The organism is Nocardia salmonicida NBRC 13393, assembly GCF_001613085.1.
In the GTDB taxonomy this organism is placed as follows: domain Bacteria; phylum Actinomycetota; class Actinomycetes; order Mycobacteriales; family Mycobacteriaceae; genus Nocardia; species Nocardia salmonicida.
In genome coordinates, this window is record NZ_BDBR01000008.1 from 318,633 (window position 1) to 340,288 (window position 21,656).

A 21,656-nucleotide genomic window follows, 5' to 3' on the forward strand; every position below is an offset into this window, starting at 1 on the left:
CTCAGACCCCTGCCTCTCCGGTGCTGCCGTCGGTATCGGCGGCGGTGACGAACAATTCCTCGGCCTTGCGCACTCGTACGGTGACCACCGCACCCCGATATCTGGCCAGTGCGGGCAACACCAGCAGCCCGTCGTCGACCGGCCGGATCAGCCGCAGCTTGGCGAGCAGCGCGAGCACCTCGGTGGTGAGCCCGCCGACATCGGCCTGCCATTGCGCGGCGAAGGTCGCGCCGTAGCGATCGGTGAGCGCGATGATCGTGGCGCGCACCCAGGCGTCGTCCAGGAAGGGATAGGTGACCGGTTCGGGGGAATCGGTCACCTCGTCGTCGAAATCTGTTGCGGCAGTTGTTATATCGATATCGTCGGCGAGCGGAGCGAACACGCCCGCGGTGGGGATGGACGCATCGAGTTGCTCGAGCAACGCGTCATCAGGGGTGAGCGCGCCGGGACGGCGGGCGACCGGGTTGTCGATGTCGAGAACCGCGTCGGCGATCTCACCGATCAGCAGCAGCGCCACCTGTGCCAGGGTGCCGGTGCCGGGGAAGCGGGTATCGGACAGTCGACCCGAGGTGTCGATCAACGCCACACCCTCGGCCCGGCGTTCGGCCCGCAGGCCGGTGCAGTATTCGACCTCGCCGACCAGCCGGTCCTGGCCCAGCAGCGCCCGCTCGGCGTCCGACAGTTCGTCGAGATAGACGACCGGGCGCTCGACCAGTGCCCGGCGAACCCGGCGGGCCTGATCGGGCGATGCCTGGTCGGCGTCATCGGCCAGCAAACCGCGCACGCTGTGCAGGTGTTGGAGTGCTCGCGGCGGCCGGAACAGGGCGAACACCACCGGTCGGTCGATGTCGTAGAGCGCCTCGCCCGCCTCCGGGTCGCTGGCCCAGCCCCCCGCGTCGCCGTCGGCCAACGTCAGCGCGCCACGTGCGCCGAGCCAGCCGACGGCGTCGACGAAGGCATCGCGATCGGCGGCCCGCTCGGTCGACAGGTCGAGGCCTTCGATCCGGCTCGCGTAATCGGCGACGTGCTCGGCCAATTCCGAGAGGGTGATCTGGTCGCCCGCCCGGCCGAGGGCGGCCAGCGCCAACGACAGGTAGGCATAGCGGCGGCGGTCGAAGACGCGGTCGTTGACGCTGCGAGCGGGCCGGGCGTCGTCGAGCCGATCGTGGACCGGGTAGAGCCGGGCCGTGGTCTCGGTGACTTCCAGCCGGTAGCCGAACAATTCGGCCAGGTCCTCGCGGAGTTCGGTCGCCCAGCGGCGGATCAACGGCAACGCGATCCGATCCGGGTATACACGGGTGACCAGGTGATTGGCCAGCATCACCCGCGCCGCCCGCTGATAGCTGTCCAGTGCCAGCGCGTCGATCCGTTGCCGCTTCATCGCGCGACCCCCCGTCGCGCCGAACCGCTGCGCACCTCGAGGCGGCGATTGTTCAGATGCAGCAGCCCCACCGCGGTGCGGATCACCGTCGACCCGTCGCACGGCCGCACCGTCAACGTCACACCGTTGTCGGAACCTGTGGTGCCGTCGACGTTTCCGCTCACCGGCACCCAGGCGGTGGAAGCCGCGTCGAGCAGGCGCAAGAGCACCTCCGTCTCACGCTGATCGAGCACCCGCTCGTGCACATTGCCCTTCGACAGCGAGGCGGCGGCCGCGGCCCGGTCCCGCTGCGCCGCCAGTTGGGCCTCGCGCAGCCGCCGCACGCCCGCGTCGTTGCGCGCGATCCGGGCGGGGGCGCCCGCGGTGGGTGCGCGCCCGGTCTCGGCGAGGGTTCGCGAGATCTCCAACGGCGGTGCTTCCCACCAGGAACGGCTGGTCGGGATCAGCTCCGCATCGGGATGTTCCAGCGACAGATGGCGCGGTTTGCCGAGCCCGAACACCGCATCGTAGAGCGCGTGCGCGCCGCCCGCGGTGGGAGTGGCGACGAACCATTCGGCCAGGTGCCGCAACGCCGATTCCCGACTGATGCCGCCGCGGCGGGTCTCGGTGACCCGGCGCAACAGCGACAGCACCGCCGCGATCGCGCTCATCGTCGCCTCGCGCAGCCGGTCGGCCTCACACGTTTCCGACGACTCGGTGCCCGCGGCGACGAACCAGGTGCGCAACCCGTCCCACCGCGAACGCCAATCCGCTTCGCGCTCGGCCAGGCTCAGCAACACCCGCTCGTCACACCCGGCCGCGCGACCGATCAACTGCTCGACTCCGGTCTCCTCGACCTCGCCGATCGCCGCGGCCAGCCGCGGCGCGAACCGGGCCAGATCCATGCTGAACTCCCGCATGTGCGCCAGCAACGCGTCCTTGTGCGCGAGAAAGGATTCCGGGGTGATCTCGGTCGTGCGTACCAGATCGCCCAGTGACAGGTAGAAATGCGCGGCCCGCGCGGCCATGTCGGTGAGCGCGGCGTCGAGCCTGCGCAGGGTGGTGTAGACCCGCTCGGCATCGCCGTCGCGGTTGGCGGCGGCGAGCGTGCGCAGGTCGGCGAGCAACTCGGGGAGCACGAGCCGCGACAGCGACGCGTCCTCCATGCGGGCCGCGAGCACCCCGGCCACCGCTCGGTAGGCCTGGAAACCGGCCTGCGCGAACTGGTAGACGTAGTGCCGGTTGCGGTACTCGGCCAGCGTCGCCGCCCGGGTGCCGTCGTAGCTGCGTTCGAGCACACCCCAGCGATGCAACTGCTCGAGCAGGGGGCCGATCTCGACCGCGGGCAGTGGGACACCCGCGGCCGCCTCGACCCGGCCGCCCGCCTCGACCCGGGAAATCCACTCCGCGACGTCGTCGGCGTGCAACAACACCACGTAGGCGGCACGAGCGCTGTCGAAGGCACGCAGCACCCGCAGGTAGTCGGCGCGCTTCTCGGCGGTCGCGAACGAGAACAACCGCAGACGTTCGTCCCACAGGGCGGGTACGGCGCTGGGCAGGCCGTCGGCGGAGTCGGTCACCGTAGACAGGTTAGTGGTGGCCTTCCCGTGCTCCGCCGGACCCGTCTCCGATCGGCGTGGCATCGCCCGGCGAGCTCATCCGACATTGAGCGATCGCAGCTGCTCGAGGAACGATTGGGTGCGCTGATCTCCTGGGTAGCGTTCGATGATCTCCCTGGCCGCCTCGCCCGCGATCCACGCCAGCGACGGCAGCGACTTGCGACCCGCGGAGAACGCCGCGACGCCCTCCTCGACCGCGCGCTCGAGATCGCGGTCGCGCACCGCGACGACAGCCAGGGTCAGCCGAGCCTCGGAGACCCGCATGGGATTGCGGACCGAACCGTCCGGTCGGGTCGAATCGCTGATCACCTGCCGGGCGTAGCGTTCGGCCAGTCGATCCTGGCCGGCCACTCGGCAGCAGTCCATCGCGTAGAAGTCGAATTTGGTGGCGTCGACGACGAAGTGGTTGTCGAGATCGGCCGGGTGACCCATCCGCGACAGAATCGCCTTGCCCTCGTCGAGCGCGGTCTGCATCGCGCGACGGTCACCGAGTCGAGCCCAGCCCTTGGCGCGCTGCGCGGCCAACTGCACCCCGACACTCGACGACGTGGTACCGGCCATCGCCTTCTCCGAGACATCGATCGCGCCACGAAAGTTGCCCTGTGTCAACGCGAACCACGCTGACATCTCCGCGGCCCACCCGACGATCTCCGGATTGCCCGCTTCCCGACCGAGGGAATCGGCGGCCCGGCGGGTGGCTTCGGCGCCGCCTCTGCGGCCGAGGTCGTAGTCGACGCAACCGACCAGCAACGCCACCCAGCCCGCCAGCACGAGGATCTCTCGATGCTGGCTCAGCGTCAGTCTGCCGTCGAGCAGCGAGGTGATCCGGCGCAGCCACGCGGTCCCCTCGGTGTGCAGCGCATGTGGGTCGGCATAGGCGTATTCACAGCACAACCGTTCGGCGGTGATCCGCACCGCGTCCAGTGTGGCGCTGTTGACGTCGGACATCCTGAGTCGTCCGATGAACTCCAAAGTGTCCATACCGGTTGCCGATAACAGCTCGTCATCGCGGTTGGGACGGGACTTCGGGAAGAACGCGGCGGGGACGGTGTCGAACGCGGCCGCGATGATCGGCGCGTAGAACTCGTCAGGTCGCGATTCCCCGGATTCCCAGCGGCGCCAGTTGCGCAGCAAGGTACTGTCCGTCGGCAGGTTGTGGGAGGACTTGGCACGCATCGCGCGAACGGCATCGCCTTGCGACCACCCCCTCGCGTCACGTTCCGAGCGCATCCGAACAGCCCATACGGGTCGATCATCAGTTGCGGTCACGGCGGTAGTATTCCACCAGTTAACGTTCGGCGTCCCGGATAGGGCATGTAGATGTCATCGGATTGACATCTGCTGCCGGGGGCCGCGAGTGTTCATGATGTAAGCAGGTGCTCGGCATGACAACCGGGTTCCCGCTTTGCAGGAGAGCTTGCAGGGCAACGCAGTACCCCCGCGTGGCGCACCGCGCGACGCGGGGGGACCGGTAAACAACAGGTCCGACAACAGAACAGCGATCCCAATCCAACGGAGGTTCGGGTGGAAGCGTTGATCTATGGATACTTGCGGGACGATTTGGCCGATGGCCAGAGCGACCAATTGGAGGATGCGCTACGCAGCCTCGCGCGCACCGCGGGCATGTGTTTCGCCGCGACGTTCCACGAAGCACCCGCGGGTGACGGTGCGGCGTTCGCCGAACTCACCCAGGAACTGAAGCGGGCCGACGCCCACCACGTGGTGGTGCCGTCACTCGATCACCTTGCGGGCCAGACGATTCCGCGTGACCTGCTGATCGCGAAGCTGGCGCACGAGGCGGCCGCTCAGGTACTGACCCTGGAGCGTTAGCCATGGGATCCGACGCATGCGCCGATCCGCCATCTCGGTAGCGGCCGGGCAGGCCTGCCGAGATGCCCGGCAAGCAGAACCGACACCTCGGCGATCCGCCGCGCTGCCGTCGCGGCATGCACCCGATCGATATCGCAGTCGATGTCGATCGGGGAGTGTCGCCGCTATGAGCCGGGTGCCGTTATCGAGGCGGTGTCAGGGTGAAATGCCCGCCCGGAATGAGGATTTCGATGCCGTGGGGATACTCGACCACCGATTCCACTGGTAGGTAGGCCATTCGGGCAGCGGCCTCGGTACGGCCGACCATCACGAACAACAGCGGGCCCGGCGAAATCCCGGTGTACGGGGACTAGAGGCCGAAGCTACCCGGACCGCGCCTGCGCAGGTATTTCTCGAATTCCGCCGCGATGGCGTCGCCGTCGATCTTGGACATGGTCTCGTTGAGGTCGATCGCCGCGTCGCCGCGCTCCTCGAGCGAGCGCACGTACTCGCTGATCTCCTCGTCGCCGAGGGTCATCTCGTTGACCGCGGCTTCCCACTCCTCGGCCTGTTTCGGCAGTTCGCCGAGCGGGACCTCGATATCGAGGACGTCTTCGACCCGATGCAGCAGCGCGATGGTCGCCTTCGGGTTCGGCGGTTGCGACACGTAGTGCGGGACCGCGGCCCAGAACGACACCGCGGGCACACCGGCCTTCACACACTGGTCCTGCAACACACCGGTGATCCCGGTCGGGCCCTCGTACCTGGTCTGTTCCAGACTGAACCGCTCGGCGGCCTCGGGACTGTAGGCCGAACCGGTCACCGGCACCGGCCGGGTATGCGGGGTATCGGCCAGCAGCGCGCCGAGGATGACCACGGTCTCCACACCCAGTTGCTCGATGAACTCGAGCAGGTCGTCGCAGAAACTGCGCCATTTCATATTCGGTTCGATGCCGCGCAGCAGCACCACGTCACGGTCGCTGCCGGGCGGGGAACACACCGACAGCATCGTCGAGGGCCACTGGATCTCCCTGGTCACGCCGTCGACCTGGCGGACCGTGGGCCGGTTCACCTGGTAGTCGTAGTAGTCCTCGGAATCGAGCTCGGCCAGCGGCTCGGCATCCCAGATCAACTCCAGATGCTCGATGGCGCCACTGGCGGCATCGCCGGCGTCGTTCCAGCCCTCGAAGGCGGCAACCATGACGGGATTGCGCAACGTCGGCAGTTCCGTCTCGGGGGTCTCACTGGCATCCACCCGGTCAGCCTAGTGTCTCGTGCGAATTGTTTTGCGGTGACCGACGGTGTTGCGTGTTTCCGCCGCGGACAGTGGCGCAGGCCACTTGATTCACCCACAGTGGTCTTGTTCGTCGGGGGCGCCCTCTAGTCTTGAATCATGTCTGCGTCCTTGCCCACCGGGTTCGATACCACGCTCCTCGACACGCTGCGGCGGCGTGTCGTCATCGGCGACGGCGCGATGGGCACGATGTTGCAGGCCGCGGATCTGTCGCTCGACGACTTCCGTGGCCTAGAGGGTTGCAACGAGATCCTCAACGACACCCGCCCTGATGTGCTCGCCGAGATCCACCGCGCCTACTTCGCCGCAGGCGCGGACGCGGTGGAGACCAACACCTTCGGCTGCAACCTGCCCAACCTCGCCGACTACGACATCCAGGACCGGATTCGGGATCTGGCCGAGCGCGGCACCCGTATCGCCCGCGATGTCGCCGACGAGATGGGTCCCTCGGCCGACGGTACTGCGCGTTATGTCCTGGGCTCGATGGGCCCGGGAACCAAGCTGCCGACCCTGGGTCACGCGCCGTTCGTGTCGCTGCGTGATGCCTACACCGAGGCCGCGCTCGGCATGCTCGACGGCGGCGCCGACGCCATCCTCATCGAGACCTGCCAGGACCTGCTGCAGGTCAAGGCCGCGATCACCGGCAGCCGCCGGGCGATGATCGCCGCCGGTCGCCGGATCCCGATCATCACCCACGTCACCGTGGAGACCACCGGCACGATGCTGGTCGGCAGTGAGATCGGCGCGGCGCTGACCGCGCTGGAACCCCTCGGTATCGACATGATCGGTCTGAACTGCGCGACCGGGCCCGCGGAGATGAGCGAGCACCTGCGGCACCTGTCGCGGCACGCGAACATCCCGGTGTCGGTGATGCCGAACGCCGGTCTGCCGGTGCTCGGGGCCAACGGCGCGGAGTACCCGCTCGACCCCGAAGAGCTCGCCGTCGCGCTGAGCGGGTTCGTCTCCGAGTTCGGGTTGTCGCTGGTCGGTGGTTGCTGTGGCACCACCCCCGAGCACATCCGGCAGGTCGCCGAGGCGGTGCGCGAGGTCGAGAAGACGCTGCCGCCGATCGCCGATCGTCGCCACCCCGAGCACGAGCCTGCCGTGTCGAGCATGTACACCGCTGTCCCGTTCGAGCAGGACGCGTCGATCATGATGATCGGTGAGCGCACGAATGCCAACGGCTCCAAGGCTTTCCGTGACGCGATGCTGGCCGCCGACTGGCAGCGCTGCCTAGAGATCGCCAAGGACCAGACCCGCGACGGCGCGCACATGCTCGACCTGTGCGTCGACTACGTGGGCCGTGACGGTGCCGAGGACATGAACGAGCTGGCCTCGCGGCTGGCGACCGCCTCTACGTTGCCGATCATGCTCGACTCCACCGAAGTGCCGGTGTTGCAGGCCGGTCTGCAGCATCTGGGCGGTCGGTGCGCGGTGAACTCGGTGAACTACGAGGACGGCGCCGGCCCGGATTCGCGGTTCCAGCAGATCATGCGCCTGGTCTCCGAGCACGGCGCCGCTGTCGTCGCGTTGACCATCGACGAAGAGGGTCAGGCGCGCACCGCCGATCACAAGGTCGCGATCGCCGAGCGGCTCATCGACGACATCACCGGCAACTGGGGCCTGGCCGAGTCCGACATCATCATCGACACCCTGACCTTCACCCTCGGCACCGGACAGGAGGAGTCGCGCAAGGATGGTGAGGAGACGATCAAGGCCATCCGCGAGCTCAAGCGCCGCCGCCCGCAGGTGCAGACCACCCTTGGTCTGTCGAATATCTCCTTCGGTCTGAACCCGGCCGCCCGGCAGGTGCTGAACTCGGTGTTCATGCACGAATGTGTGCAGGCGGGTCTCGACTCGGCGATCGTGCACGCCTCGAAGATCCTGCCGATGAGCCGGATCCCCGAGGAGCACCAGCAGGTCGCCCTCGACCTGATCTATGACCGCCGCGGCGAGGACTACGACCCGCTGCAGAAGCTGATGGCGCTGTTCGAGGGTGTTTCGACGGCATCGTCGCGGGCCTCGCGTGCGGAGGAGATGGCCCTGCTGCCGTTGTTCGAGCGTCTCGAGCGGCGCATCGTCGACGGTGAGCGCAACGGTCTGGGCGATGATTTGGACGAAGCGATGCAGACGGTGCCGCCGCTGCAGATCATCAACGAGACGCTGCTGTCGGGCATGAAGACCGTCGGTGAGCTGTTCGGTTCGGGGCAGATGCAGCTGCCGTTCGTGCTGCAGTCGGCCGAGGTGATGAAAACCGCTGTCGCGCACCTGGAACCGCACATGGAAGCCACCGACGACGCGGGCAAGGGCCGCATCGTGCTGGCGACGGTGAAGGGCGATGTCCACGACATCGGCAAGAACCTGGTCGACATCATCTTGTCCAACAACGGCTACGAGGTCGTGAACCTGGGCATCAAGCAGCCGATCGCGACCATCCTCGACGCCGCCCAGGACAAGAAGGCCGACGTGATCGGCATGTCCGGGCTGTTGGTGAAGTCGACGGTGGTGATGAAGGAGAACCTCGGCGAACTCAACACCAAGGGTGTCGCCGAACAGTTCCCGGTGCTGCTCGGTGGCGCCGCGCTGACCCGTTCCTACGTGGAGAACGACCTGACCGAGGTCTACGACGGCGACGTGTACTACGCCCGCGACGCGTTCGAGGGCCTGCGGTTGATGGACGAGATCATGACCGTCAAGCGCGGCGGTGGCCTCGATCCCGACAGCCCCGCGGCGATCGCGGCCAAGGAGAAGGCCGCCGAGCGCAAGGCCCGCCACGAACGGTCCAAGCGGATCGCGGCCGAGCGCAAGGCCGCCGAGGTGCCGATCGTGGTGCCCGAGCGTTCCGACGTCGCCGCGGACCTGCCGGTGCCGACGCCGCCGTTCTGGGGCACACGGGTGGTGAAGGGTCTGCCGCTGGCGGAGTATTCGGGTCTGCTCGACGAGCGGGCGCTGTTCCTCGGCCAGTGGGGTCTGCGTGGTCAGAAGGCCGGCGAAGGGCCGACCTATGAGGACCTGGTGGAGACCGAGGGTCGTCCGCGGTTGCGTGCCTGGCTGGAGCGACTCGCCACCGAGGGAGTGCTCCAGCACGCGGCCCTGGTCTACGGGTACTTCCCCGCGGTGTCCGAGGGCGACGAGGTCATCGTGTTGACCGAGCCGAATCCTGATGCGCCGCAACGGTATCGGTTCACGTTCCCGCGTCAGCAGCGCGACCGGTTCCTGTGCATCTCGGACTTCATCCGCTCGCGGGAGAAGGCCCGTGAGACCGGACAGGTCGATGTGCTGCCGTTCCAGCTGGTCACCATGGGTCAGCCGATCGCCGACTTCGCGAACGCGCTGTTCGCCGCCGACAACTACCGCGACTACCTCGAGGTGCACGGTGTCGGTGTGCAGCTCACCGAGGCGCTGGCCGAGTACTGGCATCGCCGGGTGCGCGAAGAGCTGACCGTCGACGGCAAGTCCGTGGCGGCCGAGGATCCCGCCGACGTGCAGGACTACTTCAAGCTCGGCTACCGGGGGGCGCGCTACTCCTTCGGTTACGGCGCCTGCCCTGACCTGGAGGATCGTGCCAAGCTGGTCGACCTGCTCGACGCGGGCCGGGTCGGGGTGACGCTCTCGGAAGAGCTGCAGTTGCATCCCGAGCAGTCGACGGACGCGTTCGTGCTGCTGCATCCGGAGGCGAAATACTTCAACGCCTGACACACTGCAGGCACGAGATAGAGGCGTCGGCAGATCGGATCGGTCCCGCGGGCCGGTCCGTTTGTCGTTGTGGCGCTTGTGAGTATGGTCACGATGGGGCGCCGGGTCCACGGGCCGGGCTGTCTCGCAACAGGATCGAAGCAGTTCAGCACGTAGAATTCTCGAAAAGTTTCATCCCGCTGTGGCGCGGAGGGCGAGACGACTCAGCGGTAAGCAGGAGGGGCACAGATATGACATCGGATCGGTTGATCGCGGGACGCTATCGACTCACCGACCCGATCGGCACGGGCGCGATGGGGGTCGTGTGGCGCGCCACCGACGTCCGGCTGCGGCGCACCGTCGCGGTGAAGCAGGTTCTGCTCGCGCCCGGTCTCACCGGTACGCAAGCGCTGGAAGGCAAACTGCGCGCGATGCGCGAGGGCCGGATCGCTGCCCGCCTGCACCACCCGAACGCCATCACCGTCTTCGATGTCGCCGAAGAGGACGGCCAGCCGTGGCTGGTCATGGAGTACATGAACGCGCCGAGCCTCGCGGCGAAGCTGTCAGGCGGAGTGACGCTGCCCCCGATCGAGGTGGCGGGGATCGGCGCCCAGGCCGCCGCGGCGCTGTCGGCGGCCCACGACGCCGGGATCATGCACCGCGACGTGAAACCGGCCAACCTGCTCGTCGGCGACGACGGCACGGTCAAGCTCACCGACTTCGGGATCTCGCACGCGACCGGGGACGTCACCGTCACCGCCACGGGGTTCCTCGCGGGCACCCCTGCCTACCTGGCGCCCGAGATCGCCCGCGGCGACAGCCCGAAGCCCGCCGCCGATGTGTTCGCCCTCGGCTCGACGCTGTACGCGGCCTCCGAAGGCGCTCCGCCGTTCGGTGAGGGCGACAACCCCCTGGCTGTGCTGCACGCCGTCGCGCGCGGCGTGGTGCCCGAGCCGAAGAACGCGGGCCCGCTGGCCCCGGTCCTGATGTGGCTGCTGACCGCGTCGGCTGATGACCGGCCGACGATGGCGCAGGCCCGCATCGCGCTGGAAGACGTTGCCGCGGGCCGGGTTCCGGCACTGCCTGCCTCCGCGACGAAGATCCTGCCGGTGGGTGAGGCGGCGACGACCCTGATTCCGCAGCCCGGCGCCCCCGCGAACGGGGGAGCGGCGGCGAAGTCGGGTGCGGCAGCGCTGTTCGGCAGCGGTCTCGCAAGGGCCAAGGCTGCCCGCTCGGCCATCTCGGGCCGAAATTCGACCGGTGCGTCCTCGAGTGCGCCGCAGGCATCGGACGTGAGCGGAACCCCGGCATCGGGCGCGGTCGCCGACGTGGCGGGCCGACCGGACGGAGCAATCGGCCGAGCGGCGGCAGGCGGGGTCGGGCAGGCAGGCGCGGTGCGGCAGGCAGCGGCAGGCGATCCCGGCCTCGTTCGGCCGCGCGACGCCGCGTTCTCGGCCGCGGACGGTGTCGAACGTGCCGGTGCCCAGGCCCAGTTGCGCGCCAAGGCGGCAGCCGGGCCGACGGACGGTTCCGGTCTGCATCCGGCGTTCCCCGTCCCACCATCGCGCACCGACCGCGCGAACAACAGTCGCGCCGTGCTGCTCTTGGCCGCGGCTGTCGCTGCCTTCACGGTCATGCTCGTCGTGCTGGTGGTCACCCGAGACCGGGGCGGCGAGCCCGATCAGCAGGCACAGGCCCCGGCATCGCCGGTCACCGTCACGACGATGGTCGACGGCAAGGTGAGCACCGTCGTCATCGTGCCGGAGCAGGAAACGATCACCGTGTCGGCTCCGCCCGCCGCCGTGCCCGGCGGCGCGACGACCACCGGTGCGACCCCGACCAGCACCTCGGCAAAGCCCACTCCAACCACGCCGAAACCGACCAGCACGACCATCACCACCACACCGTTCGGCCCGCCCACCCCGGACCGGATCAACCAGTTCATCGCCGGGTACTACGGCATGCTGCCCGGCAATATCGGCGGGGCGTGGGCGCAGCTCGCTCCCGGGTACCAGGCGCAGACCGGCGGGTTCGGGCAGTACTCGGCGTTCTGGTCGTCGGTGCGGTCGGTGACTGTCGGCTCGATCACCCCCAGCGGGCCCAACCGCGCGGTGGTCACCCTCACCTACCAGCTCGCCAATGGCACCGTGACCTCGGAGAACCGCTGGATCCAGGTCGCGGGCGACGCGGGCAACCTGCAGATCGCCGGATCGGGCGTCTGAGGCGAACCCGTTACGCTGAACGGGGCTCGGCGACTGCCGGTCACCGGGTGACATGTGATGAGAACGAGGCGAGTGAACAGGTGAGCGCGCGACCGGCCGCGGTGCTGTGGGACATGGACGGCACGCTGCTCGATTCGGAGAAGCTGTGGGACATAGGGGTTCGTGAACTGGCCCGCGAGCACGGCCGTGAGCTGACCGACGAGGTTCGCCACGCCCTGATCGGCGCCTCCGGTCCGAACGCGCTGCGCATGCTCTTCGACGGTATCGGCGTGGTGCCGACGCCGGAGACGATCGTCGAGGCGGGGGAGTTCCTCGAGCGCCGGGTGACCGAGTTGATGCTCGGCCCGATCCCGTGGCGTCCCGGCGCCAAGGACGCGCTGGCGATGGTGCGCGAGGCGGGTTTGCGGTGCGCGCTGGTGACCAACACCAAGCGCTCGCTCACCGAATACGGCCTCGACACTCTCGGCCGCGACTACTTCGACACCTCCGTCTGCGGCGACGAGGTGGCGCACGGCAAGCCCGATCCGGCCATCTACCGCCGCGCCGCGCAACTGCTGGGGGTCGACCCGAGTGACTGTGTCGCGATCGAGGATTCGCCGACCGGTTCGCTCGCCGCGCAGGGCGCGGGCTGCGGTCTGATCGTGATTCCGTGCGAGATCGCGGTTCCCGAGGCGCCGGGGCGGGTATTTCGGGAGTCGCTGGTGGGCCTGTCGGTAGCGGATCTGCGCGCCGCACTCGACGCCTGCGTCTGAAAAAGATGAGGGCTCACCGTGATAGGGCGTAATAGCCTACCGTGATAAGACCGAAACCTGGGTGGAATCTGCGAAAACTGTTGCCGCACAGTTGAATTCGCACGATTGTGATCTTCCCGGGATATGCCCGATTTGTCGAAACCGCGAGCGCGCGCCCGAATATTCCCGCAAACTGAGTACATGACGGGCACGCGGGGGCTTGACGAAATCGTCGACATCGCACGGTATCCACTCACCGATCTCGGTGGTTCGGGCAGGCAGGCGGCCATCGAGGCGGCTCGTGCCGAGCTGGCCGAGGACGGCTGCACGGTCCTGCGTGAGTTCATCCGGCCGCAGCTGCTGGAGACGCTGCGCACCGAGGGGGAGGCGATCGCACCGCACGCTCACTACAAAGTGGAGCGGGTCAACGCCTACAACATTCCCCTCGACGCCGACCTGCCCGCCGACCATCCGGCGCGTATCGTGCTCGACCGCGGCAATGCCTTCGTGGCTCGCGACCGCATCCCCGCCGAGGCGCTGATCCAGCGTCTCTACACCGATCCGGTGTTCCAGCGGTTCGTCGCCGACTGCTTCGAACTCGACGATCTGCACGAATTCGCCGACCCGCTGGCCGGTTTGTGCCTGAACGTCGTCGAGCCGGGGATGTCGCATCCGTGGCATTTCGACACCAACGAATTCACCGTCAGCATGCTCACGCGCAAGCCCGAAGCCGGCGGCGTGTTCGAGTACTGCCCCAATATCCGTGACCCATACGCCGAGCATCTCGACGACGTACGCGCCGTGCTCACCGGTGACGGCGCTCGGCTCATCCGCTCGCTGGAACTGCGCCCCGGCGACCTGCAGCTGTTCAAGGGCCGCTTCTCCCTGCATCGAGTCACCGAGGTAGCCGGTGCTGGACAACGACATTCGGCGATTTTCGCCTACACGGACCGACCAGGGGTGATCGGCACGGTCGAACGCACCAGACAGTTGTTCGGCCGTGTCCTGCCCGACCATGTGGCCGCCGCGGCCGACGCCGTCCGAGGTGACCGACTGCTCGACTGAGAGGAACCGCCCATGTCCGTTCCGTTGCACACCACCGGCAAAGCATCCTTCGACGACATCTACGAAAGTCCAGATCCGCGAGCATATTTCGAGCGGATGAACGATCTGGACTACCGGATCCCGGAACTGGCAAAGCCGCACTTCGCCGAACAGCTGCGTCAGCTGCGGGCCGCACGACCGGACCGGATTCCGACCGTGCTCGACCTCGGGTGCTCCTACGGGGTGAACGCGGCACTGCTGCGCGCCGACACCACCGTCGACGAATTGGCCGGGCACTACCGCGATCACGCCGACACCGACAAGATCGGGCTGATCGCGGCGGACCGGGAGCGGTTGCGCGGCGATCTCATGCCCGACGTACGCTTCATCGGGATGGACGCCGCACGCCCGGCGCTGACCTACGCCCACGCCGCCGGACTCCTGCACGACTACGTGCACGCCGACCTCGAGGCCGCCGAGCCCACCGAGGCGCAGCGGCGTGTGCTGGCCTCCGCAGATCTGGTGATCTCCACCGGATGCGTCGGCTACATCACCGAGAAAACCCTGTCCAGGGTCGCCCAAGCCGATCCGCGCAAGCGACCGTGGATGGCACATTTCGTGTTGCGGATGTTCGATTTCGGTCCCATCGCCGAGGAACTGGCCGCGCTCGGGTATCGCAGCGAGCAGCGTCCCGGTATGTTCCAGCAGCGGAGGTTCGCCTCGGCACAGGAACGCGAACAGGTGCTGGATGCGTTGGCGGCCAAGGGAATCGACACCACCGACCACGAAGCCGAAGGCTGGCTATACGCCAACCTGTTCCTGTCCCGCCCGCATCCCATCGAGACCTGAGGACTTGGATTGAACCAACCCACGTTCGCCGCCGAAGACACGCTGCCCCGGGTACCGCTGCCGACACTGGATGACAGTTGCGCGCGGTTCCTGCAGTGGTGTCAGCCACTGCTCGGCGCCGAGGAATACGCCACCACCGAGGGCGCGGTAGCCGAGCTGCTGCGCCCCGGTGGGGCGGGGCGCGCCCTGCATGCCGCACTGGCCGAATACGACGCCACCCCCGGCGTCGGCAGCTGGCTCGACGAATTCTGGCCGTCACGGTATCTGGGCCGTCGGGACCGGATCGCGATCAACGCCAACTTCGTGTTCCTGTTCCGTGACGACACCCCCCTCGCGGCGTCGACCGTCGCCGGGCAGGCCGAGCGGGCAGCCGCGATCATCGGCGCGGCTGTCGATTACAAGCTGGCGCTGGACGCGGAGAAGATCCCGCCGGTGACCCAGCGCGGCCAGGCGCTGTCGATGTGGCAGAACAAGTACCTGTTCTCCGAGACCCGGATTCCGGGCGAGATCCAGGACAGCGTCCGCAAGCCCTACAGCCCGGAATGGCCGGGTCCCTCGGACGCGCGCCATATCGCGGTCTTCTACCGCGGCAACATCTTCCGGATGGATGTCGTCGGACCCGACGGTGCGCCGTACGCGTTCGACGACGTGGTCGACGGGCTGCGCGCGGTGATCAAGGGCGGCACCAAGCCCGCCGCGACCGACACCTCGGTCGGGCATCTCACCACGAAAGCCCGTGCGGCATGGGCGCGCAGCCGGGAAGTGCTGCGCACCGAGCCCGCCAACGTCGTGGCGTTCGACGCGGTGGAGACGGCGCTGTTCTCGGTGTGCCTGGAGGACTTCGCGCCCCGCGACGAACTGCACGCCAGCGATCAGCTCCTGCACGGCGACAGCGGCAACCGCTACTTCGACAAGTCGGTGTCGTTCATCGTCTTCGCCGACGGCCAGGCCGGCATCAACGTCGAGCACTGTGGGCTCGACGGCACCACCGTGCTGTCGTTCGTCGACGCGCTGCTCGAGCGGACCACCCAGGACCACGCGGCGACCAGCGGGGCGCAATCGCAGGGGCTGCCCTCGGTGGAGCCGATCGAGTTCGTGCTCGACTCGGCCGCCCGCGCCGACATCGCCGCGGCGGGCGCCGACTTCGCCCGCTTCGCCGCCGACACCGCCACCTCGCTGGTGTCGTTCGACGACTTCGGCACCGGCGAGGCCAAGAAGCTGGGCATCTCACCCGATGCCTTCGCTCAGCTCAGCTACCAGCTCGCCCACCGGCGCAGCAAGGGCCTGACCGGCGCGACCTACGAATCCATCGCCACCCGGCAGTTCCGCAACGGTCGCACCGAGGCCATGCGCGTGGTGACCCCGGAGATGGTGTCGTTCGTCGACGCGATGGTGTCCGCGGAGGCCGACACCGCGACCAAGCTGGCCGCGGCGCGCACCGCCGCGTCCGCCCACGTCGCGCGGGCGAAGGAATGCCAGGCCGGGCAGGCGCCCGAGCAGCACCTCTGGGAACTGGAGTGGATCCAGCGTCGTCGCGGCGAGCAGCTCGGGGTCGCCGATGAGCGGATCGCGCTGTTCGACAGCCCCGGCTGGACGACCATGCGCGACGACTACCTCTCGACCAGCTCGGCGCCGTCGAAGTACATCCGCTACTTCGGTTTCGGCTCGACCAGTCCGCGTTGCATCGGCATCGCCTACGTGCTGCTGCCGGATCGGTGGAACATCTACCTGGCCACGCCGAAGTCGGTGGCCGACCAGATGTACGCCTTCGCCGACCACCTCCGCACGGCAGTAGCCGACCTGCGCCAACTGCTCGCCGAACCGGTGTGATCGTTTCCCGGCGTGCCGCACCTCGCGGTGCGCCGGGAAAACCGCTGGGTCGGGTATGAAACAATCTCTACTCGTGAAGAACTTCGAATCCCTGTTCGCCGAGCTGACCGAGCGTGCCCAGACCCGTCCCGAGGGGTCCGGCACCGTGGCCGCGCTGGACGCAGGCGTTCATTTCCAGGGCAAGAAGGTCCTGGAGGAGGCAGGCGAGATCTGGCTGGCCGCCGAGCACGAGAGTGATGAGGCGCTCGCCGAGGAGATCTCCCAGCTGCTGTACTGGGTCCAGGTGATGATGCTGGGTCGTGGGCTGAAGCTCGAGGACGTGTACCGACATCTGTGACGGCTTGATCCGTCCTGATCGACACTTCCTCCACTTCCCCCCCGAAAGGACCCCATCCCATGTTGCGCGTCGCCGTTCCCAACAAAGGCTCGCTCTCGGAATCCGCCACCTCCATCCTGAGCGAGGCCGGATACCGCAAGCGGACCGATTCCCGTGATCTCACCGTCCTCGACCTCACGAATCAGGTCGAATTCTTCTTCCTGCGTCCCAAGGACATCGCCATCTACGTCGGCTCCGGCGAGCTCGACCTCGGCATCACCGGTCGCGACCTGGCCCTGGACTCCGGCTCCCCGGTCAGCGAGCGGCTCTCGCTCGGTTTCGGCCGCTCCAGCTTCCGCTACGCGGCCCCGGCCGGCGAGGACTGGAAGGTCGAGGATCTGGCGGGCAAGCGCATCGCCACCTCCTACCCGAACCTGGTGCGCGCCGACCTCGCCCGCTTCGGCATCGAGGCCGAGGTGATCCGCCTCGACGGCGCGGTCGAGATCTCGATCCAGCTCGGCGTCGCCGACGCCATCGCCGACGTGGTCGGCTCCGGCCGCACCCTGCGTCAGCACAACCTGATCGCGTTCGGCGAGTCCTTGTGCGACTCCGAGGGTGTCTTGATCGAACGCACCGGTTCCGACCGCGACGACCGCGCCCGCAACCAGCTCATCAATCGCATCCAGGGCGTCGTCTTCGCTCAGCAGTACCTGATGCTCGACTACGACTGCCCCAAGTCGCTGTTCGACCAGGCCGTCGCCATCACCCCGGGTCTCGAGTCACCGACCGTCTCCCCGCTGACCGACCCCGACTGGGTCGCCGTCCGCGCCCTCGTTCCCCGCAAGCAGGGCAACGAACTGATGGACCGCCTCGCGGATCTCGGCGCCAAGGCCATCCTCGCCACCGACATCCGCTCCTGCCGAGCCTTCTGAGCCGTTACCGCCGAAACCCCTCACCTGTGTTCACTCCGGTGAGGGGTTTCGTATTGTCGGTGCCTGAACCTACTGCGCCGAGAGACTCTCGAGCGCCTCACGCACGAAACACAACGGGCAGATCGGGTCGAACGGTGGTGTCGGTGCGCCGTTGATGATGGGCTGAGCGACGGTCGGCGCGGTGGCTGGGCTCGCGGAGGCGACAGCTGGAAGGGTTGCCATCGCCAGTGCGATTCCGGCTGCTGCGACGGTCCGGGACAGGCTGCGGTTCATCAGTTCTCCTCGCCGTGCGGGATTCGCTGTAGGCCCGCGACCTGCATTTTACGGGTGGCGAGGTGCTGTCGCGAGACCCGGAATATCGGGGCAGGTGGCCGCCGTCGGTGCCGGGTCGACGTCGTGGCCGGGCACTCCGCCGCGAGTAGGCTGGACGGCAGATTTGTCCGGGCAATCCATGATCGGGGCGAACATGTCGAACAAGGACGAGCACGAGGAAAAGATCGAGAAGGAGCAGGTCGAGCGCGAAGAGGAGCGACGCCGGCTGGAGGCCGAAGAGGAACGCCGCCTGCGGTAGCTTCCGTGCGGCGCCTCCGTCGCGATCTCGACGATTGATTCAGCGCGAGTGCAATCGGTGTATTCGCGCTATCCCGTTGCTACCTTGCGTTTCTCGACAGGAACGCAAGGAGTCACCGTGTCGCAGACAGAGCCCGAGCCGCGGCCGGGCAGCGCATTCAGCTGGAACGAAGACTGGTTGGCTACCGTCGTCGGGCTCGTTCTGATCGGCCTTGTGCTGGTCGGTGCGATCCCGGATCGGCTGGTGCCGTGATGGGGGAGACACGAACGACGTCGGAAACCGCGGCGTTGCAGGGGAATTCGCGGCCCGCGGTAGCCGATATCGTGGCGGGGATCGCGCTCGTGCTCGTGCTGGGCGCGTTGACGCGGTTCTTCGACACCCATGTTCCGCAGTGGGCGGCGGATACGCCGTTCAAGCGGGTCGCGAAGACGGTCGAGTACCCGGTCTACGCGATCGTGATCGGCTTGCTCGGCAATGTGGTCTTGAACGAACTGGGGCTGCGAGAACGGCTTTCGGCCGGGTTCCGTACCGAGTTCTTCATCAAGACCGGCGTGGTGCTGCTCGGCGCGTCGATCAATCTGAAGATCCTGGTGACCGCCGCCGCTCCGTCGATCGTGCAGGCGTTGGCGTTGATCACCATCGTCTTCGGGTTCACCTGGTGGTTCGGCGGGGTGCTCGGGCTCGACGACAAGCTGCGGGCGTTGCTGTCGTCGGCGGTGTCGATCTGTGGGGTGAGCGCGGCCATCGCGGCGGCGGGGGCGGTGCAGGCGCGGCGCGAGCAGATCGCCTACGCGGCGTCGCTGGTGATCATCTTCGCGCTGCCGTCGATCTTCCTGTTGCCTTGGCTCGCTGATATTTTCGGGCTCTCCGATGCGGTGGCAGGCGCGTGGATCGGTGGCAATATCGACACCACGGCCGCGGTGGCTGCCGCGGGTGCGCTGGCGGGTGAGCAGTCGTTGCAGATCGCGACTATCGTCAAGACCACTCAGAACGCACTCATCGGTCTCGTGGCGATCGCGCTCACCGCCTGGTTCGCGTTCCGCGTGGATCGCACCGAGGGCGCCGCTCGTCCGAGCGTCGGCGAATTCTGGGCCAGGTTCCCGAAATTCGTGCTCGGGTTCATCGCTGCCTCGATCATCGGCACGCTGTATCTGCAATCGGTCGACAAGTTGACCGGCGCCGCGCACATGGCCATCATCAACGACCTGCGCACCTGGTTCCTGATCCTGGCCTTCGTCTCCATCGGCCTGGAGTTCTCGCTGCGTGGGCTGCGCGAAGCCGGCTGGCGGCCGATCGTGGTCTTCGGTTCGGCGGCGATCGTGAATCTCGCCGTCGGACTGGGTCTTTCGGTGCTGCTGTTCCGCGACTTCGCGGTCTGAGTGCCGGCCTCGGGCAGCCTCAGGAATCGGCCCGGCTGCTCGCGGTCGCCTCGACCTTGATCTGTTCGAACTGCGCGCCCATTCGCGCGGCCAGGGCGTTCGCGGCCGACAGCGGCCGGACCATCACCATCAATTCGTCGATCTTGCCGTCCTCGTCGAGGTGGACGAAATCGCACCCGGTGAGTTGCTTGCCGTCCACGGTCGCCTCGAATACCAGGGCGTGGTCGCGCCCCTCGCCGATCTCACGCACGTAGCGGAAGTCCTCGAACACGCGGATCACCGCGCGCAAGATAGCCGAGGTGATGGCCTTGCCGGGATACGGCTGGAAGGCGACGGGGCTGGTGAAGACCACATTCTCGGCCAGCAGTGCCTCGATGGCAGCAACGTCTCGTGCTTCGACCGCCGCGCGGAAAGGATGCATCTTTCAGCTCACCTCATATTCAACGAGTTGCATAGGGTGTTCGCAGCTTAACCCGGACGGCCGAGCCGATGCGGCCGATCGCGGTCACACGTCTTCGGGGAGGCGAGGCGTTCAGTCACCAGGTCGGCGGGGATCGGGGTCTGGACCGGCCAACCCGGATACGGCGGCGGGGTGCCGCCGTACTCGGGGCACAGGGGTTTGAAGTCGCAGAACTTGCACATCGAATTGCGCGTGGGCGGGAAGTCCCCGGTCTTGCCCGCGTCGATGATGGCTTGCCAGAGAGCGGTGAGAATGCGCTGGAAGCGATCCAATTCCTCGCGCTCGGGCGTGTAGGTGAGGATGTTCTTGTCGGCCAGGTAGATCAGGCGCAGTTGGGCCGGGACGATGTCGCGGGTGCGCAGGATCATCAGTGCGTAGAACTTGAGCTGGAACAGCGCGCGCGCTTCGTGCATCGGTCCGGGCGAGCGACCGGTCTTGTAGTCGACCACCCGCAGCAGGCCGTTGGGCGCCACATCGATCCGGTCGACGAAACCGCGCAGCGGAATCTCGCCGTCGAGGTCGACCTCCACCCGCTCCTCCAGCGCGTGTGGTTCGAATCGCCGCGGGTCCTCGAGCTCGTAGTAGCTCGCGACCAGCTTGCGGACCTCGTCGAACAGCGCCTGCGGCCCACCTTCTGCGACGAGCTCGTCCACCCCGTCCCGCTCCGCGCGCACCCGGTCCCACGCGTCGGGAACCAACTCCGCGGCCCGCTCCGGCTGACGCTCGGCCGCGGGCAACCCGAACAGATCCTCGAGAACCGCGTGCACCACGGTCCCGCGCACCGCCGCGCGCGACGGCGGTTCCGGTACCCGATCGATCGCCCGCAACCGGTACTTCAGCGGGCACTGCTTGAAATCGCTTGCCCGCGAGGGCGACAACGCCGGACGCGACCGATGTACCGGCGCGGCGGCGGTGTCATCGGTGAGGGGCACGGACAAGGGCGCTGACATATTTCGCAGGTTAACGGCAGCCACTGACAGGATTGCCCGATTCGGCGCAGGCGCGGTGGCGGACTCGGGATTCGGCGGTGGTGGGCTGGTTCTGCCAGGATCGCGGCATGCAACTGGTGTTCCGGGTGGGGGCGGTTCTGGCCGCGGTGATCATGGTGAGCGCGTGCGAGGATCCGGGGAAGGTGGTCCGGGTTCCGGTCAGCGCCACCGCGGCCGCGTCGACGACAACGGCAACACCGACCACGTCGACGTCCGCGCCGACCGACGAGCAGCGGCTGGCCATGGGCAAACTCGCCGAAGGCCTGCGGATCGCGGAGGTGTTGGCGCTGCCCACCGACATCGACCCCGCCTACCGCCGCCACGGCAACTCGAGTGTGCTCCACTCCGCGCGATTGAAGGTCTCGGCCGGGCACCACAACGCGATCGCCGCCGTTGCCGACCGGCACGGTCTGATCACCGGGTTCGTCTCCGAGCGTCCAACGGTGGCAGCGGGACCGCCGACACCGACTGGCTCACCCATGGTGTGATGCGGTTTCGCGATGCGGCGACCGCGACGGCGGCGGCGGCCGATTTCGCGGTCGCCGCCACCGAGGAACGCGGACTGCTGCAATCCGG

The 21,656-nt window shown here is 67.8% G+C and carries 19 protein-coding genes; 12 read left to right on the top strand and 7 right to left on the bottom strand.

The genetic code is table 11. The features are described 5' to 3' along the window. Position 1: 1 nt before the first annotated feature. The 3 genes from NS1_RS09295 to NS1_RS09305 form a co-directional block, all read right to left on the bottom strand. Positions 2–1,381 carry a TIGR02678 family protein gene (locus NS1_RS09295; RefSeq protein ID WP_062983346.1) on the bottom strand — a complete coding sequence of 460 codons (1,380 nt, stop codon included), beginning with the start codon at positions 1,379–1,381 and terminating at the stop codon, positions 2–4. Continuing rightward, positions 1,378–2,883 carry a TIGR02677 family protein gene (locus NS1_RS09300; RefSeq protein ID WP_056815298.1) on the bottom strand — a complete coding sequence of 502 codons (1,506 nt, stop codon included), beginning with the start codon at positions 2,881–2,883 and terminating at the stop codon, positions 1,378–1,380. Before NS1_RS09300 ends, NS1_RS09295 begins: the two co-directional genes overlap by 4 nt. Positions 2,884–3,015: 132 nt before the next feature. After that, complete coding sequence (locus NS1_RS09305; protein WP_062983552.1) at positions 3,016–4,155, bottom strand: NsdA family TPR-like regulatory protein; 1,140 nt, start codon at positions 4,153–4,155, stop codon at positions 3,016–3,018. Between the two features lie 348 nt (positions 4,156–4,503). Between NS1_RS09305 and NS1_RS09310 the strand changes: the two genes are divergently transcribed. Further along, positions 4,504–4,809: a hypothetical protein gene (locus tag NS1_RS09310; protein ID WP_056809962.1), complete on the top strand. Its 306-nt coding sequence runs from the start codon at positions 4,504–4,506 to the stop codon at positions 4,807–4,809. A 349-nt stretch (positions 4,810–5,158) separates the two neighbouring features. Here NS1_RS09310 and NS1_RS09315 read toward each other — a convergent pair whose 3' ends face one another. Further along, entirely contained in the window at positions 5,159–5,989 is an 831-nt protein-coding gene (locus NS1_RS09315) for a PAC2 family protein (protein WP_235569430.1), read from the bottom strand. 192 nt (positions 5,990–6,181) lie between these two features. On the opposite strand from NS1_RS09315, the gene metH reads away from it, so the two are divergent. The 8 genes from metH (at position 6,182) to hisG (ending at position 17,681) form a co-directional block, all read left to right on the top strand. Beyond that, positions 6,182–9,778, top strand: coding sequence for a methionine synthase (metH, locus tag NS1_RS09320; protein ID WP_062983348.1), 3,597 nt, complete (start codon positions 6,182–6,184; stop codon positions 9,776–9,778). Between the two features lie 230 nt (positions 9,779–10,008). Beyond that, complete coding sequence (locus tag NS1_RS38920; protein WP_062983350.1) at positions 10,009–11,979, top strand: serine/threonine-protein kinase; 1,971 nt, start codon at positions 10,009–10,011, stop codon at positions 11,977–11,979. Positions 11,980–12,059: 80 nt separating this feature from the next. Continuing rightward, positions 12,060–12,731 (top strand): HAD family hydrolase, encoded by a 672-nt coding sequence (locus NS1_RS09330; protein WP_255284473.1) that lies wholly within the window; start codon positions 12,060–12,062, stop codon positions 12,729–12,731. Between the two features lie 180 nt (positions 12,732–12,911). Beyond that, entirely contained in the window at positions 12,912–13,775 is an 864-nt protein-coding gene (locus tag NS1_RS09335; protein WP_056809952.1) for a HalD/BesD family halogenase, read from the top strand. Positions 13,776–13,787: 12 nt separating this feature from the next. Further along, the gene (locus NS1_RS09340; protein WP_062983352.1) at positions 13,788–14,603 is read left to right on the top strand and encodes a class I SAM-dependent methyltransferase; all 816 of its coding nucleotides are present in this window, start codon (positions 13,788–13,790) and stop codon (positions 14,601–14,603) included. A 9-nt stretch (positions 14,604–14,612) separates the two neighbouring features. Continuing rightward, positions 14,613–16,433, top strand: a complete 1,821-nt coding sequence (locus NS1_RS09345; RefSeq protein ID WP_062983354.1) for a choline/carnitine O-acyltransferase — start codon at positions 14,613–14,615, stop codon at positions 16,431–16,433. 55 nt (positions 16,434–16,488) lie between these two features. After that, positions 16,489–16,770, top strand: a complete 282-nt coding sequence (locus NS1_RS09350) for a phosphoribosyl-ATP diphosphatase (RefSeq protein ID WP_174562637.1) — start codon at positions 16,489–16,491, stop codon at positions 16,768–16,770. Between the two features lie 59 nt (positions 16,771–16,829). Then, the gene (gene hisG / locus NS1_RS09355) at positions 16,830–17,681 is read left to right on the top strand and encodes an ATP phosphoribosyltransferase (protein ID WP_062983356.1); all 852 of its coding nucleotides are present in this window, start codon (positions 16,830–16,832) and stop codon (positions 17,679–17,681) included. Positions 17,682–17,750: 69 nt separating this feature from the next. Here hisG and NS1_RS09360 read toward each other — a convergent pair whose 3' ends face one another. Next, entirely contained in the window at positions 17,751–17,954 is a 204-nt protein-coding gene (locus NS1_RS09360) for a hypothetical protein (RefSeq protein ID WP_062983358.1), read from the bottom strand. A gap of 415 nt (positions 17,955–18,369) precedes the next feature. On the opposite strand from NS1_RS09360, the gene NS1_RS41555 reads away from it, so the two are divergent. Both NS1_RS41555 and NS1_RS09365 read left to right on the top strand, forming a co-directional pair. Continuing rightward, on the top strand, positions 18,370–18,504 hold the full coding sequence (locus NS1_RS41555) for a hypothetical protein (protein WP_255284474.1): 135 nt from the start codon (positions 18,370–18,372) through the stop codon (positions 18,502–18,504). Continuing rightward, positions 18,504–19,631 carry a YeiH family protein gene (locus NS1_RS09365; protein WP_062983360.1) on the top strand — a complete coding sequence of 376 codons (1,128 nt, stop codon included), beginning with the start codon at positions 18,504–18,506 and terminating at the stop codon, positions 19,629–19,631. The genes NS1_RS41555 and NS1_RS09365 overlap by 1 nt, the downstream gene beginning before the upstream one ends. 19 nt (positions 19,632–19,650) lie before the next feature. Here the strand turns inward: NS1_RS09365 and NS1_RS09370 are convergent, their stop codons facing one another. Both NS1_RS09370 and NS1_RS09375 read right to left on the bottom strand, forming a co-directional pair. Beyond that, a complete protein-coding gene (locus NS1_RS09370; protein ID WP_062983362.1) occupies positions 19,651–20,052 on the bottom strand; it encodes a nuclear transport factor 2 family protein in 402 nt (133 codons plus the stop codon). A 47-nt stretch (positions 20,053–20,099) separates the two neighbouring features. Then, a complete protein-coding gene (locus NS1_RS09375) occupies positions 20,100–21,041 on the bottom strand; it encodes a RecB family exonuclease (protein ID WP_062983364.1) in 942 nt (313 codons plus the stop codon). A 107-nt stretch (positions 21,042–21,148) separates the two neighbouring features. On the opposite strand from NS1_RS09375, the gene NS1_RS39920 reads away from it, so the two are divergent. Next, positions 21,149–21,568, top strand: a complete 420-nt coding sequence (locus NS1_RS39920) for a DUF7373 family lipoprotein (protein WP_157125139.1) — start codon at positions 21,149–21,151, stop codon at positions 21,566–21,568. Positions 21,569–21,656: the final 88 nt, after the last annotated feature.